Annotated in this window: 19 protein-coding genes; 4 read left to right on the top strand and 15 right to left on the bottom strand. The window is 29.7% G+C overall.

Going from position 1 to position 18,799, the window contains the following annotated elements; translation table 11 throughout:
- Both HALO113_RS18310 and HALO113_RS18315 read right to left on the bottom strand, forming a co-directional pair.
- The coding region (locus HALO113_RS18310; RefSeq protein ID WP_159780587.1) for a transglutaminase family protein at positions 1–1,587 on the bottom strand (1,587 nt) is incomplete at its 3' end.
- A 125-nt stretch (positions 1,588–1,712) separates the two neighbouring features.
- Positions 1,713–2,477: an NYN domain-containing protein gene (locus tag HALO113_RS18315; RefSeq protein WP_159780588.1), complete on the bottom strand. Its 765-nt coding sequence runs from the start codon at positions 2,475–2,477 to the stop codon at positions 1,713–1,715.
- Between the two features lie 94 nt (positions 2,478–2,571).
- Here HALO113_RS18315 and HALO113_RS18320 point away from each other — a divergent pair, with 94 nt between their 5' ends.
- Entirely contained in the window at positions 2,572–3,531 is a 960-nt protein-coding gene (locus tag HALO113_RS18320) for an ion channel (protein WP_159780589.1), read from the top strand.
- 1 nt (position 3,532) lies between these two features.
- Here the strand turns inward: HALO113_RS18320 and HALO113_RS18325 are convergent, their stop codons facing one another.
- A complete protein-coding gene (locus HALO113_RS18325) occupies positions 3,533–3,916 on the bottom strand; it encodes a VOC family protein (RefSeq protein ID WP_159780590.1) in 384 nt (127 codons plus the stop codon).
- A 64-nt stretch (positions 3,917–3,980) separates the two neighbouring features.
- Positions 3,981–5,003 carry a M28 family metallopeptidase gene (locus HALO113_RS18330; RefSeq protein WP_159780591.1) on the bottom strand — a complete coding sequence of 341 codons (1,023 nt, stop codon included), beginning with the start codon at positions 5,001–5,003 and terminating at the stop codon, positions 3,981–3,983.
- Positions 5,004–5,170: 167 nt separating this feature from the next.
- Between HALO113_RS18330 and HALO113_RS18335 the strand changes: the two genes are divergently transcribed.
- On the top strand, positions 5,171–5,926 hold the full coding sequence (locus HALO113_RS18335) for a sulfite exporter TauE/SafE family protein (RefSeq protein WP_159780592.1): 756 nt from the start codon (positions 5,171–5,173) through the stop codon (positions 5,924–5,926).
- Here HALO113_RS18335 and ribB read toward each other — a convergent pair.
- From ribB to tpx, 6 genes are read right to left on the bottom strand one after another with little or no spacing between them, the layout of a single operon-like run.
- Positions 5,923–7,056 carry a 3,4-dihydroxy-2-butanone-4-phosphate synthase gene (gene ribB / locus HALO113_RS18340; RefSeq protein ID WP_201297713.1) on the bottom strand — a complete coding sequence of 378 codons (1,134 nt, stop codon included), beginning with the start codon at positions 7,054–7,056 and terminating at the stop codon, positions 5,923–5,925. The two genes, HALO113_RS18335 and ribB, sit on opposite strands and share 4 nt — an antisense overlap.
- An 8-nt stretch (positions 7,057–7,064) precedes the next feature.
- Entirely contained in the window at positions 7,065–8,498 is a 1,434-nt protein-coding gene (locus tag HALO113_RS18345; RefSeq protein ID WP_159780593.1) for an LptF/LptG family permease, read from the bottom strand.
- A gap of 3 nt (positions 8,499–8,501) precedes the next feature.
- A complete protein-coding gene (locus tag HALO113_RS18350; protein WP_236554808.1) occupies positions 8,502–9,146 on the bottom strand; it encodes an outer membrane lipoprotein carrier protein LolA in 645 nt (214 codons plus the stop codon).
- 4 nt (positions 9,147–9,150) lie between these two features.
- The gene (locus HALO113_RS18355; protein ID WP_159780595.1) at positions 9,151–11,631 is read right to left on the bottom strand and encodes a DNA translocase FtsK; all 2,481 of its coding nucleotides are present in this window, start codon (positions 11,629–11,631) and stop codon (positions 9,151–9,153) included.
- 32 nt (positions 11,632–11,663) lie between these two features.
- Positions 11,664–12,038, bottom strand: a complete 375-nt coding sequence (locus tag HALO113_RS18360) for a diacylglycerol kinase (RefSeq protein ID WP_159780596.1) — start codon at positions 12,036–12,038, stop codon at positions 11,664–11,666.
- 3 nt (positions 12,039–12,041) lie between these two features.
- Positions 12,042–12,539, bottom strand: coding sequence for a thiol peroxidase (gene tpx, locus HALO113_RS18365; protein ID WP_159780597.1), 498 nt, complete (start codon positions 12,537–12,539; stop codon positions 12,042–12,044).
- A gap of 143 nt (positions 12,540–12,682) precedes the next feature.
- On the opposite strand from tpx, the gene HALO113_RS18370 reads away from it, so the two are divergent.
- Positions 12,683–13,249 (top strand): fasciclin domain-containing protein, encoded by a 567-nt coding sequence (locus tag HALO113_RS18370; protein WP_159780598.1) that lies wholly within the window; start codon positions 12,683–12,685, stop codon positions 13,247–13,249.
- Between the two features lie 72 nt (positions 13,250–13,321).
- Here HALO113_RS18370 and HALO113_RS18375 read toward each other — a convergent pair whose 3' ends face one another.
- The gene (locus HALO113_RS18375) at positions 13,322–14,407 is read right to left on the bottom strand and encodes a polysaccharide lyase family 1 protein (protein ID WP_159780599.1); all 1,086 of its coding nucleotides are present in this window, start codon (positions 14,405–14,407) and stop codon (positions 13,322–13,324) included.
- A gap of 229 nt (positions 14,408–14,636) precedes the next feature.
- On the opposite strand from HALO113_RS18375, the gene HALO113_RS18380 reads away from it, so the two are divergent.
- On the top strand, positions 14,637–15,206 hold the full coding sequence (locus HALO113_RS18380) for a Crp/Fnr family transcriptional regulator (RefSeq protein ID WP_159780600.1): 570 nt from the start codon (positions 14,637–14,639) through the stop codon (positions 15,204–15,206).
- A 4-nt stretch (positions 15,207–15,210) separates the two neighbouring features.
- Here HALO113_RS18380 and HALO113_RS18385 read toward each other — a convergent pair whose 3' ends face one another.
- The 4 genes from HALO113_RS18385 to HALO113_RS18400 all read right to left on the bottom strand — a co-directional run bounded on the left by HALO113_RS18385 (position 15,211) and on the right by HALO113_RS18400 (position 18,528).
- Positions 15,211–15,810: a hypothetical protein gene (locus tag HALO113_RS18385; protein WP_159780601.1), complete on the bottom strand. Its 600-nt coding sequence runs from the start codon at positions 15,808–15,810 to the stop codon at positions 15,211–15,213.
- Positions 15,811–15,813: 3 nt separating this feature from the next.
- Entirely contained in the window at positions 15,814–16,458 is a 645-nt protein-coding gene (locus tag HALO113_RS18390) for an alpha/beta hydrolase (RefSeq protein WP_159780602.1), read from the bottom strand.
- A gap of 444 nt (positions 16,459–16,902) precedes the next feature.
- Complete coding sequence (locus HALO113_RS18395; RefSeq protein ID WP_159780603.1) at positions 16,903–17,721, bottom strand: peptidoglycan-binding protein; 819 nt, start codon at positions 17,719–17,721, stop codon at positions 16,903–16,905.
- A gap of 252 nt (positions 17,722–17,973) precedes the next feature.
- Entirely contained in the window at positions 17,974–18,528 is a 555-nt protein-coding gene (locus tag HALO113_RS18400; protein ID WP_159780604.1) for a ferritin-like domain-containing protein, read from the bottom strand.
- Positions 18,529–18,799 lie beyond the last annotated feature (271 nt).

An 18,799-nucleotide genomic window follows, 5' to 3' on the forward strand; every position in this document is an offset into this window, starting at 1 on the left:
ATCTAAATCTATATACATTTCATTATCGAAAGAGGAAACATGGTTTTCTAAAGACACATCATAGCTTAATTTGACATTTTGATCTCTATTTGTTAAATCGGAAGTAATTATATTATTTACAATATAATTTTTATTTCCCGAATTGATATACCATTTTAAAGCTTCTTCTTTTTTATCATTTTTAATGGTGTTGTAATTGTATAAAAAAGAAGCTCTACTTTCTCCAGAATATTCTTTATTGACCTTTCCTTTTAAAGTTTCTCCTTCAATTGTATAGTTAACAGTATAAACATCTTTATTAGAAACCGCTTTTTGTGAAGGAATTTTATCAATAATAAAATCATTACCATTTTCTATTAAAACTTCTTTCCCTTGAATTCTTTCAGCATATTCTTTAAAAGAATTGTATTTTTCAGTACCATCTAAATAGTATTTTTTACCATCTTTTATCAATGCACAAATCATATGATTATCAACAGATAAAGAAGGAATACTATAATTATATGCAATGTGTTTTGTACCAATCCAACATAATCGAGCATCAAACCCTGCTAATTTTAGCATTTGTTTTGTTAGATTAGCCATTCCTTTGCAATCACCATAACGTTTATTAAATACATTTTGAGAATCATCGGGTTTGAATCCTGCAATACCATCTTCAAAAGCAATATATCTTATGTTATCTTGAACCCAATAATAAATTTGTTTAATTTTTTCTTCATCGTTTTTTGCATTTTGGGTTAATTCCTTAACCTTATTTTCAAATATTGTGGGATCATCATCCATTGAATCAATTAAAGATTTATACCATTTATATAAATCGGCAGTTTTATTAAACAATATTGTTTTTTCATTTTTATTTTCAAACGATTTGGCTATAAATAAAATATGAGGATAAATATAACTTGGACCTGGAGCTAGTTTTTCTTTTTTAGATGGAGGAATATTTTTAATAGTATATTTAAAAATGGTGCTTTCAGTATTTTTTACTTCTGTTTTTGTAATGTCGAAGCCTTCAAAATTAAACTCCTTAATTTCAAGTGTTAACCATTTTGGAACAGTTATTATTATTTCTTTGTCGATGACAGGGAATTCATCGTTAAAATAAATAGATGTAAAGTATTTTACATCATTTATTTTCTTTTCTATATCATATAAATAAGTATATCCTTGTATAGGAAAGTCAATATTAAAATATTTTACCCTTGCATCATTATAAAACAGATCATTGCTTTTATAAAATTCATCTCTTGCATAAATATTAGCGGGTTTGTTATTCTTATATTTTAATGAAAAAGTGTTTATTAAAGATTGACTGTCATAAAACTCATATTTTTGAATATCAGCTCTATGGTTAATATTTAATAATACTTCAGAAATGGCATAATTAACTTCAACATTCTTTTTATCTTTTGCTATTTCAAAATTGACTTTTTCGGTACTTTTTAAAATGGCGATATCAGATTTGTCAAATTTTTCTCTTAATTCTTTTGCTGTTTTAATATCAGTAGGGGAAGGTTCTATGTTTTTTTGACTCCATATATTTATTGAAATAAAAAAAACGACAAGTAGGGCATTTTTTCTCATTGTTTAAATTTAGTCAAAAATAGAAATTTTTTTTGACTCGTGTTTTTGGGGTTAAAATATTGTTGTGTAGGTTTTTATATTTTTGAGATAATTATATTAATAGGGACAAATGACTGAAATGAATTTTATTTTTTTCTGATATAAATATGTTTTACATTGGTATTATTGGTTTCTCTTACATCGATATCAAATTTTTGCATGCTTTTTATAAGAGGTAATAATTTACTAAAACCGTAATTTCTAGGATCAAAATCCGTTTTCTTTTTTAGAATTAAATTGCCTAAATCACCTAAAAAAGCCCAACCATTTTCATCTTCTAAATCATCAATACTTGTAGAGAAAAGTTGTATAATTTTTGGATCAATTTTACTAAGTGGTGCCTTCTTCTTCTGAGAATTATTTTTATTCGTTTTTTTAGTAGTGCTTTCAGGTTGATTTTCTACATCATCTTTCTTTAAGATTTCAATATAAATAAATTTATCACAAGCAGTAATAAATGGCTTTAATGTTTTCTTTTCTCCAATACCAATAACTGTCATTCCCGCTTCTCTTAATCGAGTAGCAAGCCTTGTGAAATCGGAATCACTTGATACAATGCAAAATCCATCTACTTTTCCCGTATATAAGATATCCATTGCATCAATTATTAAAGCACTATCGCTTGCGTTTTTTCCTGTTGAATAGCTATATTGTTGTACTGGTGTGATAGCATTTTGTAACAAGACATTTTTCCATCCAGAAACTGTAGGTTTTGTCCAGTCGGCATAAATTCGTTTAAAAGTAGGCGTACCATATTTTGCTATCTCTTCAAACATTTCTTTTACATTTGCATAAGGCACGTTGTCAGCATCTATAAGAACAGCTAATTTTAGATCTTTTTTGATTTCCATTATATTTTAATTTCATTAGTAAATGTACTATAAATGATTGAGTAAGCATAATAAATATTAACTTTGATTACCATAAAACCTTTATATTACAAAAATGGCATTATTTAAGTCAATTAATTCCAAAGCAAAAACTATTGATTCATCTGGTTTTGGGACCAATGCATCAAATTATGGGGGGCGATTTATCAACAAAAACGGTAATGCCAATGTTAAGAAAACGGGTATTAGCTGGATAGATAGTATAAGTTGGCATCATTTTATGTTAAACATACCTAGATGGCAATTTTTCGGAATAATCATCTTGTTTTATTTTCTAGTTAATTTGTTTTTCGCTACTATTTATTATTTTATTGGAGTTGAACATTTAAATGGAATTGTTGCGACTACTGGTTTAGAAAAGTTTGGACAAGCTTTTTTCTTTAGTGTGCAAACTTTTACAACTGTAGGTTATGGACATATTAATCCTACAGGTTTTTGGACAAGTTTTGTTTCTTCGGTAGAAGCATTAACGGGCTTATTAACTTTTGCGATTGCTACTGGTTTGTTTTTTGGACGTTTTAGTAAACCAGAAGCTTATATACGTTTTTCAGAGAATGCCGTTATAGCTCCTTATCAAGACGGAACCGCTTTAATGTTTAGAATGACTCCTTTTAAAAACGTTAATCTTACAGATGCTGAAGCAAGGGTTAATGTAGGCTTAACGATGGAAGAAAATGGTGTGATGGTAAATAAATTTTATCAATTGCCATTAGAATTAGATAAAGTAAATGCTTTAACACTAAGCTGGACATTGGTTCATCCAATAACTGAAAAAAGTCCTTTATACGGATTTAAGTCAGAAGATTATGCTTCTCTAGATGGAGAAATTATTGTTTTTATAAAAGTATTTGATGATGTATACAGTACGCATCTTGTAAAAAGAACTTCTTATGTTTTTAAAGAGGTGGTTTATGGAGCGAAGTTTATTATTATGTACAATCAAAACGAAGATGATAGTAAAACTATTTTAGATTTACAGAAATTGAACTCTTTTGAATTAGTCTCTTTACCTTAGGCTATTTTTCATAAAATTCTATAGGTAAACCATCTGGGTCTTGAATAAAAGTAAAACGTTTATTTGTTAGTTCATCAATTCGTATAGGCTCTATTTCAATATCAAAACGATGTAAGTGAGTTATAATATCTTCAATAGTAGCTACTTCAAATGCGAGGTGTCTTAAACCAGTAGCTTCAGGCCTTGAAATTCTTTTTGGAGGTTTTGGAAAAGAGAATAATTCCACACAATATAGGCCATTAATGGCTAAATCTAATTTGTAGGAATGTCTTTCAATTCTATATGTTTCTCGAATAATTTCTAGTCCTAGAATTTCAGTGTAGAATTTTTTTGAAATTTCATAATTTGAACAAATAATGGCTACATGATGAATTTTATTAAGCATACTTTTTTTTGAAAACATAAATCCTCATTTATGAATGAGGATTTATAGTAAATAGTATTTAAAATTATTTTCCGTCTTTATCAACTACAATTCTGTCTTCTCTATTAGCCAGTTCCCAAGCTAATGTGAATGCTAATTGCGCTCTTTTTGCTAACGCATCGTATTCAATTTTATCAGGTGTGTCTGATGCTTTATGGTAGTCAGCATGTACTCCGTTAAAAAAGAAAATGGCAGGTACACCTTTTTTAGCAAAATTATAATGATCCGAACGATAATAAATTCTTTCAGGATCATTTCTGTCATTGTATTTATAATCCAATATTAAATGGGTGTACTTTTCGTTTACTTCTTCATTAATAGTGTGTAATTCAGAACTTAAACGATCAGAACCAATAACATAAACATAATTATTCGTTTCAGGATGAAGCGTATCACGACGACCAATCATGTCTATATTAATATCAGCAATCGTGTTTTTAAGAGGGAATAAAGGATTTTCAGAATAAAATCTAGAACCATGTAATCCATGTTCTTCGCCCGTTACATGTAAGAATAAAATCGAACGTTTTGGTCCATAACCTTCTTTTTTTGCTTGTGCAAATGCTTGCGCAATTTCTAACAAAGCCACAGTTCCTGATCCATCATCATCTGCACCATTAAATACTTCGCCATTTTTTGTTCCTACATGATCATAATGTGCCGAGATAACTAAGATTTCTTCCGGTTTTTCTGATCCTTTTATAAAAGCCCAAATGTTTTCAGAATCGTTTAGTTTTGGAGAAAATCCTTTTGCCATAAATTCTGAAGGCACTTTTTGATACCAACCATCGGCTTCACTAGGAAAGTTAATGTTGTTTTTTTTGTATTGTTCAATGAGGTATTTTCCTGCTTTTTTTTGCCCTTCAGTACCTGTGTCTCTACCTTCCATTTCGTCGGAAGCAACAATATGTAAGTGAGTACTGAGTTCATTTGCAGTAATTGTATTCATATATTTTGTTAAATCTGTTTCTTTTTGAGCTTTAGGAACAGAGTTACAACTTAGTAGAAGTAAAGTTAGCAATCCACAAGGAATTAATCTTTTTTTCATTTTTTAATAGTTTGGTTGTATTAAGTAGTAAAAATAGATTATTTATTATAAAAATTTGTTTCGTTTTAACATTTTTTTATAAAACTGTGATTTATGCTTATTGCTTGTTTTTTCAATGACTTGGATAATGTATTATTTCAATATCTTTGTTGCCTATTTCTTAATTTATGAGCTTTCAATATGAATACTTGCTATTAATTCCAATTGGTTTTATAGCTGGTTTTTTAAACACTGTTGCAGGAGGAGGAACTTTATTAACTTTGCCTACATTGATATTTATGGGTTTGCCAGCACCATTAGCTAATGGGACTAATAGAATAGCTATTTTAGTACAAACATTTTCAGCTATAAGAGGTTTCAAAAGTAAAGGTATTTCTACTTATCCTTTTAGTTTGTATCTTGGATTATCGGCATTAATAGGTTCATTTATTGGTGCAAAATTAGCAATTGATATTGATGGTGATACATTTAATAAAATTTTAGCAGTTATCATGATAATGGTTTTGGTTACCATTATTTTTAATCCAAATAAAAATTACACTGAAATTATTGAAAGAACCACTGGTAAAAGTTTGTATATTTCGTTAGTAGTTTTCTTTTTTTTAGGTATTTATGGTGGTTTTATTAACGCAGGAATCGGTTTTTTAATATTATTGGTTTTACCTTATATTAATGGTTTGTCATTATTAAAATCCAATGCAACTAAAGTTTTTGTAGTTTGTGTTTATACCGTAGGTGCTGTATTAGTATTTGCTTTTGAGAAACAAATTGATTATATGTTAGCTTTTATACTAACTATTGGGAATGCAACTGGAGCTTGGTTTGGAAGTCGTTGGTCTGTAAAAAAAGAGGACAAAGTAATTCGTTTGTTTTTGATTATTACTGTGTCCTCTTTAGCTGTAAAACTATGGTTTTTTAATTAATAATTTACATATTCTGTAATTTCTAATCCATAACCAATCATACCTACACGCTTAGTTTGCTCTGTATTATTAGATAATAATTTTATTCTTGAGATATCTATATCATGTAAAATTTGAGCACCTATTCCAAAGTCTTTGTTGTCCATTTTTACTTGAGGCGCTTTGATTATTCCTTCTTCTTGTAGTTTTTTTAATTCTGATAAACGAGAAAGAAGTTCTAAGGATTTTACTTCTTGATTAATAAAAATGATAGCACCTTTACCTACTTCATTGATTTTTTTGAACATAACATCCAATTTTTTATCAGCATCATTCGTTAAAGTACCTAGAATATCATTGTTAACTTGAGTTGAATTTATTCTAGTAAGTATGGCTTCTCCATTACTCCAATTGCCTTTAGTAAGAGCTAAATGAACTTGCTGATTAGTAGTTTGTAAGTAAGCTCTTAATCTAAAAGTACCAAAACGAGTTTCAATTTCAAAATCTTCTTTCTTTTGAATTAAACTATCATGTTGCATTCGGTAAGCAACTAGGTCTTCAATAGAGACTAATTTTAAATTGAATTTTTTAGCAACTTCTACGAGTTGAGGTAGACGAGCCATAGTACCGTCTTCATTCATGATTTCTACAATTACACCAGCAGGTTTGAAGCCAGCCAGACGTGCAAAATCTATGGCAGCTTCTGTATGCCCCGTTCTTCTAAGTACACCACCTTGTTTTGCTATAAGAGGAAAAATATGACCTGGTCTTGCTAAATCAAATGGTTTTGTATTAGGATCAATTAATGAAAGGACAGTTTTGGCTCTATCAGAAGCAGAAATTCCAGTCGTTACGCCATTCCCTTTTAAATCTATAGAAACAGTAAAAGCCGTTTCCATATGGTCGGTGTTGTTTCTTACCATAGCATGTAAATCGAGTTCTTTACATCTACTTTCTGTAAGAGGAGTACAAATTAAACCTCTTCCATGAGTGGCCATGAAATTAATCATTTCTGGAGTACATTTTTCTGCCGCAGCTAAGAAATCTCCTTCATTTTCTCTGTCTTCATCATCAACAACTATAATTACTTTTCCTTGACGGATATCTTCTATAGCTTCTTCGATGGTGTTGAGTTGTATGTTGTTTGACATTTGTATAGTTAGTTTTTTGAAAATCTTGAAAAGAGCCTTTTAATTGGATCGATTAACCAGTCAAAATTAATCATTATTCCTATATCGTTTGTAGCTCTATAAGTTAAAAAGATGGCTAAGGGTGTAAGTAGGATGGAAGACATCCACATACCAAGGATAATTGGTATCGTATTTTCTTCTGCTAATTTTTTTCCAAAAGTATTCATGAAATGGAAAGCAATGAATATTACAATAGCAAATACAATAGGTAATCCTATTCCTCCTTTTCGAATAATGGCTCCTAAAGGTGCACCAATAAAAAACATTAATAAACAAGAAAAGGCAATAATAAATTTTTCATGAACGACAACCCAATGTGAATTTAGGTTCTTCATTTTATATTCTAAATCATTTTGGCTATTTACAATGCTAAATTCATTACTCGAAGTATTGCTTTTAGCCATTTCTAACACTTTTTGCTTTTCTATAGTATTAAAAATAGATAGAATATCATCTACTTTTTTTTCTTTGTCTATCTCTTGATTCTTTTTAAGTAGAAAGACGTAATCATTTCTTTGAAGTGAGTTTTCAGCAAATGAAACAATGTCTTTATTTAAATTGGTTTGCAAGGAATCAATCGTATAGTTCAACTCGTTAAGAGTTAACATTTTTTCTGAAGTGATATCTCCATTATCACCAGCATTTTCATCTAGTTTAGTTAGGTCAATATTGAGAATGTACTTTTTAAAACTACTTTTTGCAAAAGGTTGCTTATTACGCTCTTCATATTTTTTTGGAATGATATTTTCATAGTAGTTGCCATCTAATAATTCTAATTGTAAGGTATTCGAATTTTCATCACTTCTTAAAATACCGTTTTTAGCCTTAATTACTGTATTAGCACCTAAACCAGCATTTACATTTTTAATATGCATGGTAACATCTTCTAAGAAACGACCATTATCACCTGTTTTTTTCTCTACCTTAATATTAATAGCAGGACCAATGGGGTTAAACTGACCCTCAGCAATTGCCATGGCAGGTCGTTGTTGTACAATATTTTTCCTTAAGTTAAGAAACTTATATTGCGCTTTTGGAATAACATTATTGGCAAAGATAAAAGAGACAATACTTAAACCAAATATGAGTAAACTAAGCATTCTCATGGCTCTTTGTAATGAAATTCCTGATGATTTCATGGCAGCGAATTCATAATTTTCTGCAAAACTACCAAATGTCATGATGGAAGCTAAAACCACCGATAATGGTAATACTAACGGAACAATTGTAGGCGCATAAAAGGATAGAAATTTTATTATCGTAAAAAAATCGAGATCTTTTCCTGCTAGTTCAGAAATAAATAACCAGATTCCTTGTAAAACGAATATAAAAAAAAGGATTACAAATACCGAAGTAAATGTAATCAAAAAGGATTTTATAATGTATTTATCTAAGATTTTCACCTTTTAATCAAGTCTATTAATGTAATAATTTGGATATTTTGATTCGGTAAAGGTAAAATGATTATCGGAAATAGGTTGATTCGTTTTAAAAGAATTAACAGTTAATGTTGTTCTTGTGCCATTTTTTCCAACTTCAATAAGATTATAGATGTTTTTAGTTTGCACATCTATACCTAATAAGATTTCTTTTCTTTGGTCTTTAGAACTAATAGGAATTAATTTTATATATTGAATTTTTCTTCCTTTTACATCTTGTAAAATATCCCAAGAATATTTATAACCAGTGTTGAAAAAAGTTAACATTTTAGATGGTGTTACTGCATTTTCATCTTTATCATCAAATTTTGAAATAGAGATTTCTTCATCTTCTGGAACAATTGTATAAACTTTTTTCCCGTCAAAAATTTTTGTTACTCCCATAAAGTTTAAATTATATAAATTGCCTTTAAGGGTTACATTACCTTTACTCTCTTGATTAATGTTTTCTTTAGGGTTACTTAAAGCATACTTAAAATCAATAACAATATTTTCATACGTTTTTACCTTGTCAGACACTTCATCTAGAAGGCTTTTTGCCTTAGCAGCATCTTGTGCTTGAATTGAAAAACTTACAAAAAGAAAACATACTAATTTTAAAATTTTACTCATCTTATTAATTATTATTTTGTTCATTGTTTAAAAAATGTTCTAATGCGACTAAATCCGAAATTAAAACAGCACGTGCTTTACTACCTTCAAAAGGACCTACAATTCCTGCGGCTTCTAATTGATCAATTAATCTTCCCGCTCTATTATATCCTAATTTTAATTTTCTTTGAATTAGTGATGCGCTTCCTTGTTGTGCTGTAACGATTACTTCTGCCGCTTCTCTAAATAAGACATCTCTGTCGGAAATGTTTATATCAAGAGTCGTGCCACTTTCTTCACCTACATATTCGGGTAATTGATAAGCTTCAGGATATGCTTTTTGGCTACCAATGAATTCACAAACTTTTTCAACTTCTGGTGTATCGATAAAGGCACATTGTACTCTAACCATGTCATTTCCATTAGTATATAATAAATCTCCTCTACCAATTAATTGATCGGCTCCACCAGCGTCTAAAATTGTTCTTGAATCTATTTTTGACATTACGCGAAATGCAATTCTGGCAGGGAAATTGGCTTTAATCATACCTGTTATGACATTTACTGATGGTCTTTGTGTAGCAATGATTAAATGAATACCAATAGCTCGCGCTAATTGTGCTAATCGAGCAATAGGAGTTTCTACTTCTTTACCAGCTGTCATAATTAAATCGGCAAACTCGTCTACTACAAGTACAATATAAGGTAGAAAACGATGTCCGTTTTCTGGATTTAATTTTCGAAGCTTAAATTTTTCATTATATTCTTTAATGTTTCTAACCATAGCTTCTTTTAGTAAAGAATAACGGTTGTCCATCTCAATACACAAAGAATTTAATGTGTTAATTACTTTAGTGTTATCTGTAATAATTGCATCTTCAGTATCAGGAAGCTTAGCTAAATAATGGCGTTCAATTTTATTGAATAAAGTAAGTTCTACTTTTTTAGGATCAACTAATACAAATTTTACTTCAGCAGGATGTTTTTTATATAGTAAAGAAGCTAAAATAGCATTTAAACCAACTGATTTTCCTTGACCCGTTGCTCCAGCCATCAATAAGTGAGGCATTTTGGCTAAATCTACTACAAAAGTTTCATTTGATATTGTTTTTCCTAAGGCTACAGGAAGTTCCATTTCTGCTTGTTGAAATTTGTGAGAACTCAAAGCAGTTTTCATTGGAACTAGAGTAGGGTTGTTGTTTGGAACTTCAATACCTATGGTTCCTTTTCCAGGAATTGGCGCTATAATACGAATTCCTAGTGCGGCTAAAGATAAAGCAATGTCATCTTCTAAATTTTTGATTTTAGAAATTCGAATACCTGCATCAGGAACAATTTCATAAAGTGTTACTGTTGGTCCGACAGTAGCCTTTATTTGTGATATTCCAATACTATAGTTTCTTAACGTTTCAACAATTCTATTTTTATTTTCTTCTAATTCTGTTTGATTAATAGTTATTCCACCAGTTGCATATTCTTTTAAAAGATCAATAGGAGGAAATTGATAATTAGATAATTCTAATGTAGGATCAAATTCTCCAAAGTCTTGAACTAATTTTGCTGCTAAATTACTGTCAAGAATTTCTTCTTCTTCTATTTTTTGAATGACAAAATCATCATCAGAATTGATAATTGTTTCAGGTGAATTTAATTTTTCAGTAATGCTAAATTCTTCTCTTTTAGGTTTGGGATCTAAATTAAGTTCTGATGCATTTGCAATAGTAGGTTTTAAATCTTCTTTATTAATCTCAAATGTTGAAGTTTTTAATTCAATTTTCGAAATGGCTTCTTCATCTTCTCTTAGGATAAAGTCTTCGTCTTCGCCTACCATTATTTCTTCCAATACATTTGTTATAGGAGTAGAACTAATTTCATTCTTGACTATTTCTTCTTGTAAATCTTCTTTGAAAGATTGTTGTGGTTTTTCAAAAATATTTTTTACTTTATCAGGAGAAATTTTTATTTTGAATATTAAATAAATAACAACACCAAATAGTAATAATAATCCTGTCCCAATTTTTCCAATATAGTCTTGCAAATAATTATTAATTTCAAAACCTATAATTCCAGCAAGTTCAGGTAAATAATCCCAGAAAAAGCCAAAAATAACAGAAAGTACTATTATAAGATACAAGTCCCAAAAAAGTGTGCGTCTTAATTTTTTTATACTTAAATCTAAAATTAGATAAATTCCTGCTAAAAATAAAATTCGTAAAAATATAAATGAAGCTACACCAAAACCTTCATATAGAAAGAAATTAGCTAGAAAAGCACCAAATTTTCCTAACCAATTTTTTGTTTGAGCATCTCTATCAAGAACATCATTTATTTGACTTTGATCAAAATTTCCAGTAATGAAGTAGGAAATTAAAGATAATGCAATTGCAATAGTAATTAGTACTAGTAAGACACCAATAGAAAACTTTTGCGGTCTTGTAAGATGCAATTTTTTCTTTTCTTTTGAAACTGTTTTATTTTGAGATTCTTTTTTGTCTTTTTTAGCCATGAAGCAAACACTATTTTACAAAAATAGAGAATTTAAAATAAATAGGGAATATATATTATACATCCTATGGTTATTGCGGTTAAAGCAGCAAAAAATACTGCACCTGCTGCAATATCTTTTATAAAACCAATTTTTTTATGATAATCGGGATGAATAAAATCTGCAATTTTTTCAATAGCAGTATTTAAACCTTCCACACCAAGAACAAGACCTGTTGCTAAAGTTTGTATTAACCATTCTTCTTTTGTGATTTTAAAATAAAAGCCAGCCACAATCATTAGAATACCAATGCTCAATTGCACCATTACACTATGTTCGGTTGTGGCAAGTTTAAATGCTCCTTTTACTGCAAATACAATACTTTTTAGTCTTCCAGTTACGAAAGTATTATCTTTTTCAAAATCCATTATTTACAGAACAGCTAAAGCAGATTCGTAATTTGGTTCGTTTGCAATTTCAGCTACTTGTTCCGTATATTTAACAGTACCTTTTTCGTCTAAAATGATAACCACTCTCGAATGTAAACCCGATAAAGGCCCTTCAATAATTTCTAAACCGTATTCTTTTCCAAAACTTCCAGAATTAAAATCAGATAAATTAATTACATTTTCTAATCCTTCAGCTCCACAAAAACGTTTTTGAGCAAATGGTAAATCGCGAGAAATACACAATACTTTAGTGTTTTCTAACTGACTTGCTTTTTCATTAAAAGCTCTCACCGATGCCGCACAAGTACCTGTATCTACACTAGGGAAAATGTTTAAAACTAATTTAGTTCCTGCAAAATCTGATAATTTAATTGTACTTAAGTCTGTTTTAACTAATGTAAAGTCTGGTGATTGTGTACCTACTTTTGGTAATTCTCCAGATGTATGTATTGGGTTTCCACCTAATGTTACTGTTGCCATAATTTGTTTTTTTAATGATGTCCAAAAGTAATAAATAATATTGAATTGCTATTGATATTATTGCGCTTTTGCATTTTTTTAAGTTTTTTGAAACCAAAAAAACATTTTTCTCGTAAATGCCATTATAACTTAAAATATAAAACATGAAAACAAATAAAAAAATGGTTTTCGCATTTGTTCTTATTACTTTTTTATCAGGAATTGAAATGAATGCTCAAAATGAAAAAACGGTACAAGTAGGTGGTGCTCCTATGTATCCCAGCAAAAACATTGTTGAAAATGCTCTAAATTCTAAAGATCATACTACATTAGTGACAGCTGTAAAAGCTGCTGATTTAGTTGATGTGTTAGCTTCTGAAGGACCTTTTACTGTTTTTGCTCCCACCAATGAAGCTTTTGATAAATTACCAAAAGGAACTGTAGAGGCTTTATTGAAACCAGAAAATAAAGCTCAATTGCAAACTATTTTGAAATATCATGTAGCTGCTGGAAAATGGAGTGCTGCAGATATTATAGCTGCTATTAAAAAAGGAAAGGGAAAATATAGTTTTAAAACAGTAAGTGGAGGTACTTTAACGGCTTGGATGAAAGGAAAAGATGTTTACATTACAGATGAAAATGGAGATAGTTCTAAGGTTACCATCGCGGATGTGAATCAAAAGAATGGTGTCATTCACGTGATAGATATGGTTTTACTGCCTCGTATATAGTTGTTTAGTTTTAGTTTGTTTTTTTTGAAGTAGAGACAGTCGTAATAAGACTGTCTCTTTTTTTAAAATTATTTAAAAGGAATTACATATATTACCAGATAATGTTGCACCTGCTCCAGAAGTAACTGTTGATTTTGCACTAGATGCGGAAAGGAGTGATATGGAATAAGGAGGAGTAAATGCTGTTCCGCTTCCACTTGATGTGCCAGAAGTACCCGAAAAAGAATTTCCTACCGAAGTTACGGCAGTAAAACCAGACATTAAATCGATAGGATTTTTTACATTTTCAAAAGCATTATTTTCTACACGAATATTTGCTTCTTTTCCTGCAGCGACGCATTTATTACTAGCTGTGCTATTAAAATAACTATTCACTATATGGACTTGTCCAAATCGTACTCTTGGCATTCTTTCCCTGCAACCGCTTGCCCACCAGCATCGTGCAAAAGTAATTTTTAATTTTCCACGATCACCTGTTGCGCTATCACTTGAACCTATTAAATTTGAATATCTGTGGTCGTCTGAGCCACCTGGACCACCAGCTTTTGGAGCTTTTAAGTAAGTGAATTTTGTATAAGATACCGTAATATAATCTGATTGATTTTTAATATCAAAATTTCCATCTACACCATCTCTAAATTCACAATGATCTACCCATACATTTTGACAATTGTCAAGTATTGCTAAATCCCAGCCATCTGTATCGTATGCTCCTGGACCTTCAAATATAATATTGCGAATGATTATATTTTTACATCTTTTAATGTTTAAAATTCCTGAGCCTGATTTTGTTTGGTCGCTACTCACAATTTTTGCTCCACTTGTTCCATAAATTGTTTTAGCAGATTGATCTTGGAAGTTTATTCTTCCAGCGTTCGGAATAGAAATAGTTCCCGTTACTTTTACGACTTTAACTGAACTGTTTTCTATGGCAGCTTTTAGTTGAGAATAATTTGTTACTGTTGTTTCTGTACCACTTCCTCCACTTGTGCCTCCATTTTGTGAAGCCCAACCAGGTGCAGTGCAAGCTTTAGCTAGAATATTTTCTTGTTCTTTTGATGTTGTTTCTGTTATTTCATCAAAATTTTCTTTTTCACAACTTGTTAAGTTGAACAATGCAAAGATGGCTAATACAGATAGTTTACTTGTTAGTTTCATAATGTGTTTTTTTAGAAAATATCCTTTTTGGTACCTTAAAAGAATATAATATTGTTTGTTATGTTGCAAATATCATTAAGGATTTTTACAAAAAGTTTGAATTAGTTCAAACTTTTTGTAAAAAATATATTTTCTGTAAATTTTTTTCGTAATCGATTACGAATTCGTATTTTTATGAGAAATTTTTAGGATAAATAAATTTTTTATTTATTAATAAATTAAACTATTCATGTATAAATTATTAAGAGAAACTATTGAGAAAGAAATTAAGCTTACCGACCTAGAATGGAAAAAAATCCTAGATAAAATTGAGTTGGTTAAATTAGATAAGAATAATTTTTTTCTTTCTCAAGACAATGCCTGTAATTATGAAGGATTCGTTTTAAAAGGTTCTTTAAAAATTTATACATTGGAAGAAAGTGGTTCTGAAAATATTGCTTTCTTTGCTTTTGAAGGAGATTGGGTTTGTGATATTGAAGGCTTTTATAATAAGAAGAAAAGCAAATACAATATTAAATCGCTAGAAATATGTGATATAGTTGTGGTAAGTAGAGAAAATAAAGAATGGCTTTTTAAAGAGATACCTAAATTATTGCATTTTCATAGCTTAATGATGCAAAAAGTAGCTATTGTAATGCAAAACAGATTATTAGAGACATTAAATAAGACGGCTAAAGAAAGATATTTAAATTTTATAACTAAACATCCTGATAAGATTTATAAAATTAATAATAGAAATCTTTCTTCCTATTTAGGAGTTTCAGAAGAATTCTTATCTAAAATAAAAAAGTTAATTTAATAACCTAATTGTACTTTTTTTTAATTTCTTCAATAACAGAAAATAAAACGGCTACATTCCAATTTTCCGCATATTCGAATAGACAATAACAATTACTATCTTTTTTTGACGAGAGGCTATATTTGGTGAAATAATTTCTTGTTTCTAAATCGTTCCAAAGTATTACCTTTTCATTTTTTAATTCAATTCCTTCTTGTTTGATTTTAATTGATAATAAATAGAACTCTTCATTTTTGTTATATAATTGGATATATTTTTCAGCTATAGGGATAAAATATAAATCCAATAATTGATTAATTATTGAAGCATACTTTTCAAACAGTTGTTTTTTTCTTATCCTGTAAACAGATTTTAATTTTAGTTTTACAATTTTGCCTTCTTTATTTTTAATTTCTATAAAATATATGCGGCCAAATGTAAATGCATAACCATGTAACCATTTAATACCGTAACGAAACGAATCAATTTCTTCAATTTCAAATTTAGTATTTGTCCCATTAACCCAATCGTTATCATCAAATTCAATATAATTTGGCGATAGAATTAGTTTTCTGTTGCGATCATAAAAGCTAGATTTGATAGTGTATTCTGTAGGTTGAATCATTATTTATTTAGTAAGCCCTAGCCAATTTTTAAAATCATAAAAATTTTGTGGAGAAACCCCATGTCCTATAGGGTATTCTTTATAGTTTACTGAAAGATTTAAGTTTTCTAAAAAAGGTTTTGCTTTTCTTGCCCAATCTACAGGAATTACTTGGTCAACGGTACCGTGTGAAATATAAAATTGTAAGTGTTGGTTTTCTTTATTTTGATATTCTGGAGCCAATATATTTTCGTTTAAATAACCACTTAAAGCCACTACACGGCTAATTTTTTCAGGATAAGATAGTGCAGTTGCATAGCTTAAAATACTACCTTGGCTGAAACCAATTAAAGTTACTTGCTCTTTAGAGATGGGATATTTTTCTAATAATTCATCAATAAAGGATGCAATTAGATCTCTTGATTGTTGGGCTTGAACATCATCTGAGAATTTATTTTCGTCTGCATCAAAATGAATGGCATACCAAGCATAGCCATAAGGTTGTAAGTTATACGGAGCACGCACTGAAATGACATAGTATTCATCAGGTAATTCGCTAGCAAAAGAAAATAAATCTTCTTCATTGCTACCGTAACCGTGTAATAATACTAAAACAGGATTTTTTTCTTGTAAAATTTTTGGTTCTCTTATAAGATAATGTAAACTCATTGTAGTGTATTCTGATTATTCGAGCCAAAAATATTACTAAAATTTAATTTTTCTTGTTTTAAATTGAAAAAGTTGTAGGTTAGCCCCGATAATAGTGGCATCCTTTTTATTTTCTTTTTTTCCTCATTTAAATGAAAGAAAATAAAAAGATAGAACGAATAGCGGGAGGATTTTGCTGCGAATTCGATTTATGTGCTCCTAAGAGTTCTCGATACACCTCAATTGAAATTGAGGCACTCGAACTGACGATTTAGTTGTGAGATTTTATTTTTAAAATGAGTTTTGTGCTTCTAAGAGTTCTCGATACACCTCAATTGAAATTGAGGCACTCGAACTGACGGTTGTGTTGTGAGGTTTTATTAAAAAAAGAGTTTTGTGCTCCTAAGAGTTCTCGATACACCTCAACTGAAATTGAGGTACTCGAACTGACGAATTGATTTTTAATTATATCAAAGATTCGATGGAAAAAAAATCAATTTTTGACTGTTTAAAATTTCTTATTCTATTTAATACTGCGTTTCCGTTACTAGAGCCATCATTGTTTGTATTACCTTCAATCGTTTCTATTATATCGCCTTGAACTTTAATAACGATACCTGTATGGTACCAATCATAAGTGGATTTTTGTAAAAGAAATAAATCTCCTGGTTTTATTAATGTGGGATTTGTTCTGGCTGCTTGATAGCGAGTTAAAATATTTTTTTGCAAGCCTGTAGTACCAATAGTATCACAACTATAGGATAGAGGCATTAGAGATTTGAAGTTTTTACCTTGAATAGAAGCTGCTTGATCGATAATGGTTTGTGCAAAACCCATGCACCAGTACCAAGAGGAACCTTCATTTCCATCCATATAAGCTCTAACCCAAGGTCCAGTATTGCTTTGACCTTTAATAATTAATTCGAAAGGATTATTTTGAGCGTGGTTTTTTGCTGCATTAACAATCAATTCTCTTAAATTGTTACCTACAATAGGTGTTTCAAATGCATTTTTTAAAGGCAAACATAATTTTTCAAAAAGAATGTTGTCCACTATGCCTGTTTGATTTAATCCTAAAGTTTTTTGAAAATTCATTACCGCTTTTTCTGTGGCTGGACCGAAATCGCCATCAATACCTGTTGCAGTTCCTGCATTTGGATTTTGTATGGCAAAAAGTGTTAACCAAGATTGAATTTTTTCTACTTCTTTCTTTGTATTTGTTGTACCCAATCTTTTTTGAGTATTACTAATACTTAATTCTTTTAGATATGATTTTTTTTGCATAATTAATTTTCTTTAAGTTGATTGATAAAATTAATTATAGCTAATGGATTAATTATGAGGTATAATACCTTTATTTTGAGAGGGAAAAAACCTGTTTTTTTAAATTAAAAGAGTAAAATAGAAAAATGATTTAAGAAATAATTCATTTTAATAATGTGATAAAAGATGTTTGTTACTATTATATTAAATGAGTCTGCCGAATAACTCAATACTGACAGACTCTATTTAAAAAAATAACTCACATGTGTTTTTTTATTCTTTTTTGTTTTGTTTTGCATCAAAATTGATTGAGTTATAGGCTGCATCAGTTAGTGCGTAATCAGCATCTTTTTCTTCCTTAAGTGTTTCTAATAATAATTTCAATGCTTTTTCTTCCTTAAGTGTTTTAGCGAAAGAAGCAAGTGTGCCATAAGTTGCTATTTCATAATGTTCAATCTTTTGTGATGCTGCAATAATTCCAGCATCTCTCACTGCGCCTTCTTCCGTTTCCTTTACAATTTCCTCTCCTTCTTTGATTAAACCGTCCATTGCTTCACATTTCTTAGCACTTGCTTTTTCGCCAATACTCTCAAATACTTTTTCTAGTCTTTCAATTTGATGCTGTGTTTCTTCTAAATGACTTTCTATTGTTTTTATTAGTGTTCTACTTGTTGCGTTTTTAGCCATTTTTGGTAATGCTTTGCTTAATGCCTTTTCTGCCCAGTAAATGTCTTTTAAAGAATCGATGAATAAGTCTCTTAATCCTTCCGCAGCATCTTTAGTAGGTTTTACTTTTGTTGCTTTTTGTTTTTTTTCTTTCGTTTCCATATCGTTTATTTTAGTATTTATTTGTTTTGTAAAACTACTTGTATTTGATAATAAAAGAGTTATAGGATTTGGAGAAGATGTTATATAATTATTTGGTTGTTGATATTAGATGTTTAGAAAAGGGTAATATATATAATCAATTTGTAGCGTATCGTTTTATAAAAAAAAACCAGAGAAAAAAACTTCTCTGGTTATACTTTTTATGTTTCTTATAAGTTGAAGATTAGTTTTTTACTATTCTTTTAACCAAAACACTTCCAGATTCATTATC

This window comes from Flavobacterium sp. 9AF, from assembly GCF_902506265.1.
Taxonomy (GTDB): Bacteria; Bacteroidota; Bacteroidia; order Flavobacteriales; family Flavobacteriaceae; genus Flavobacterium.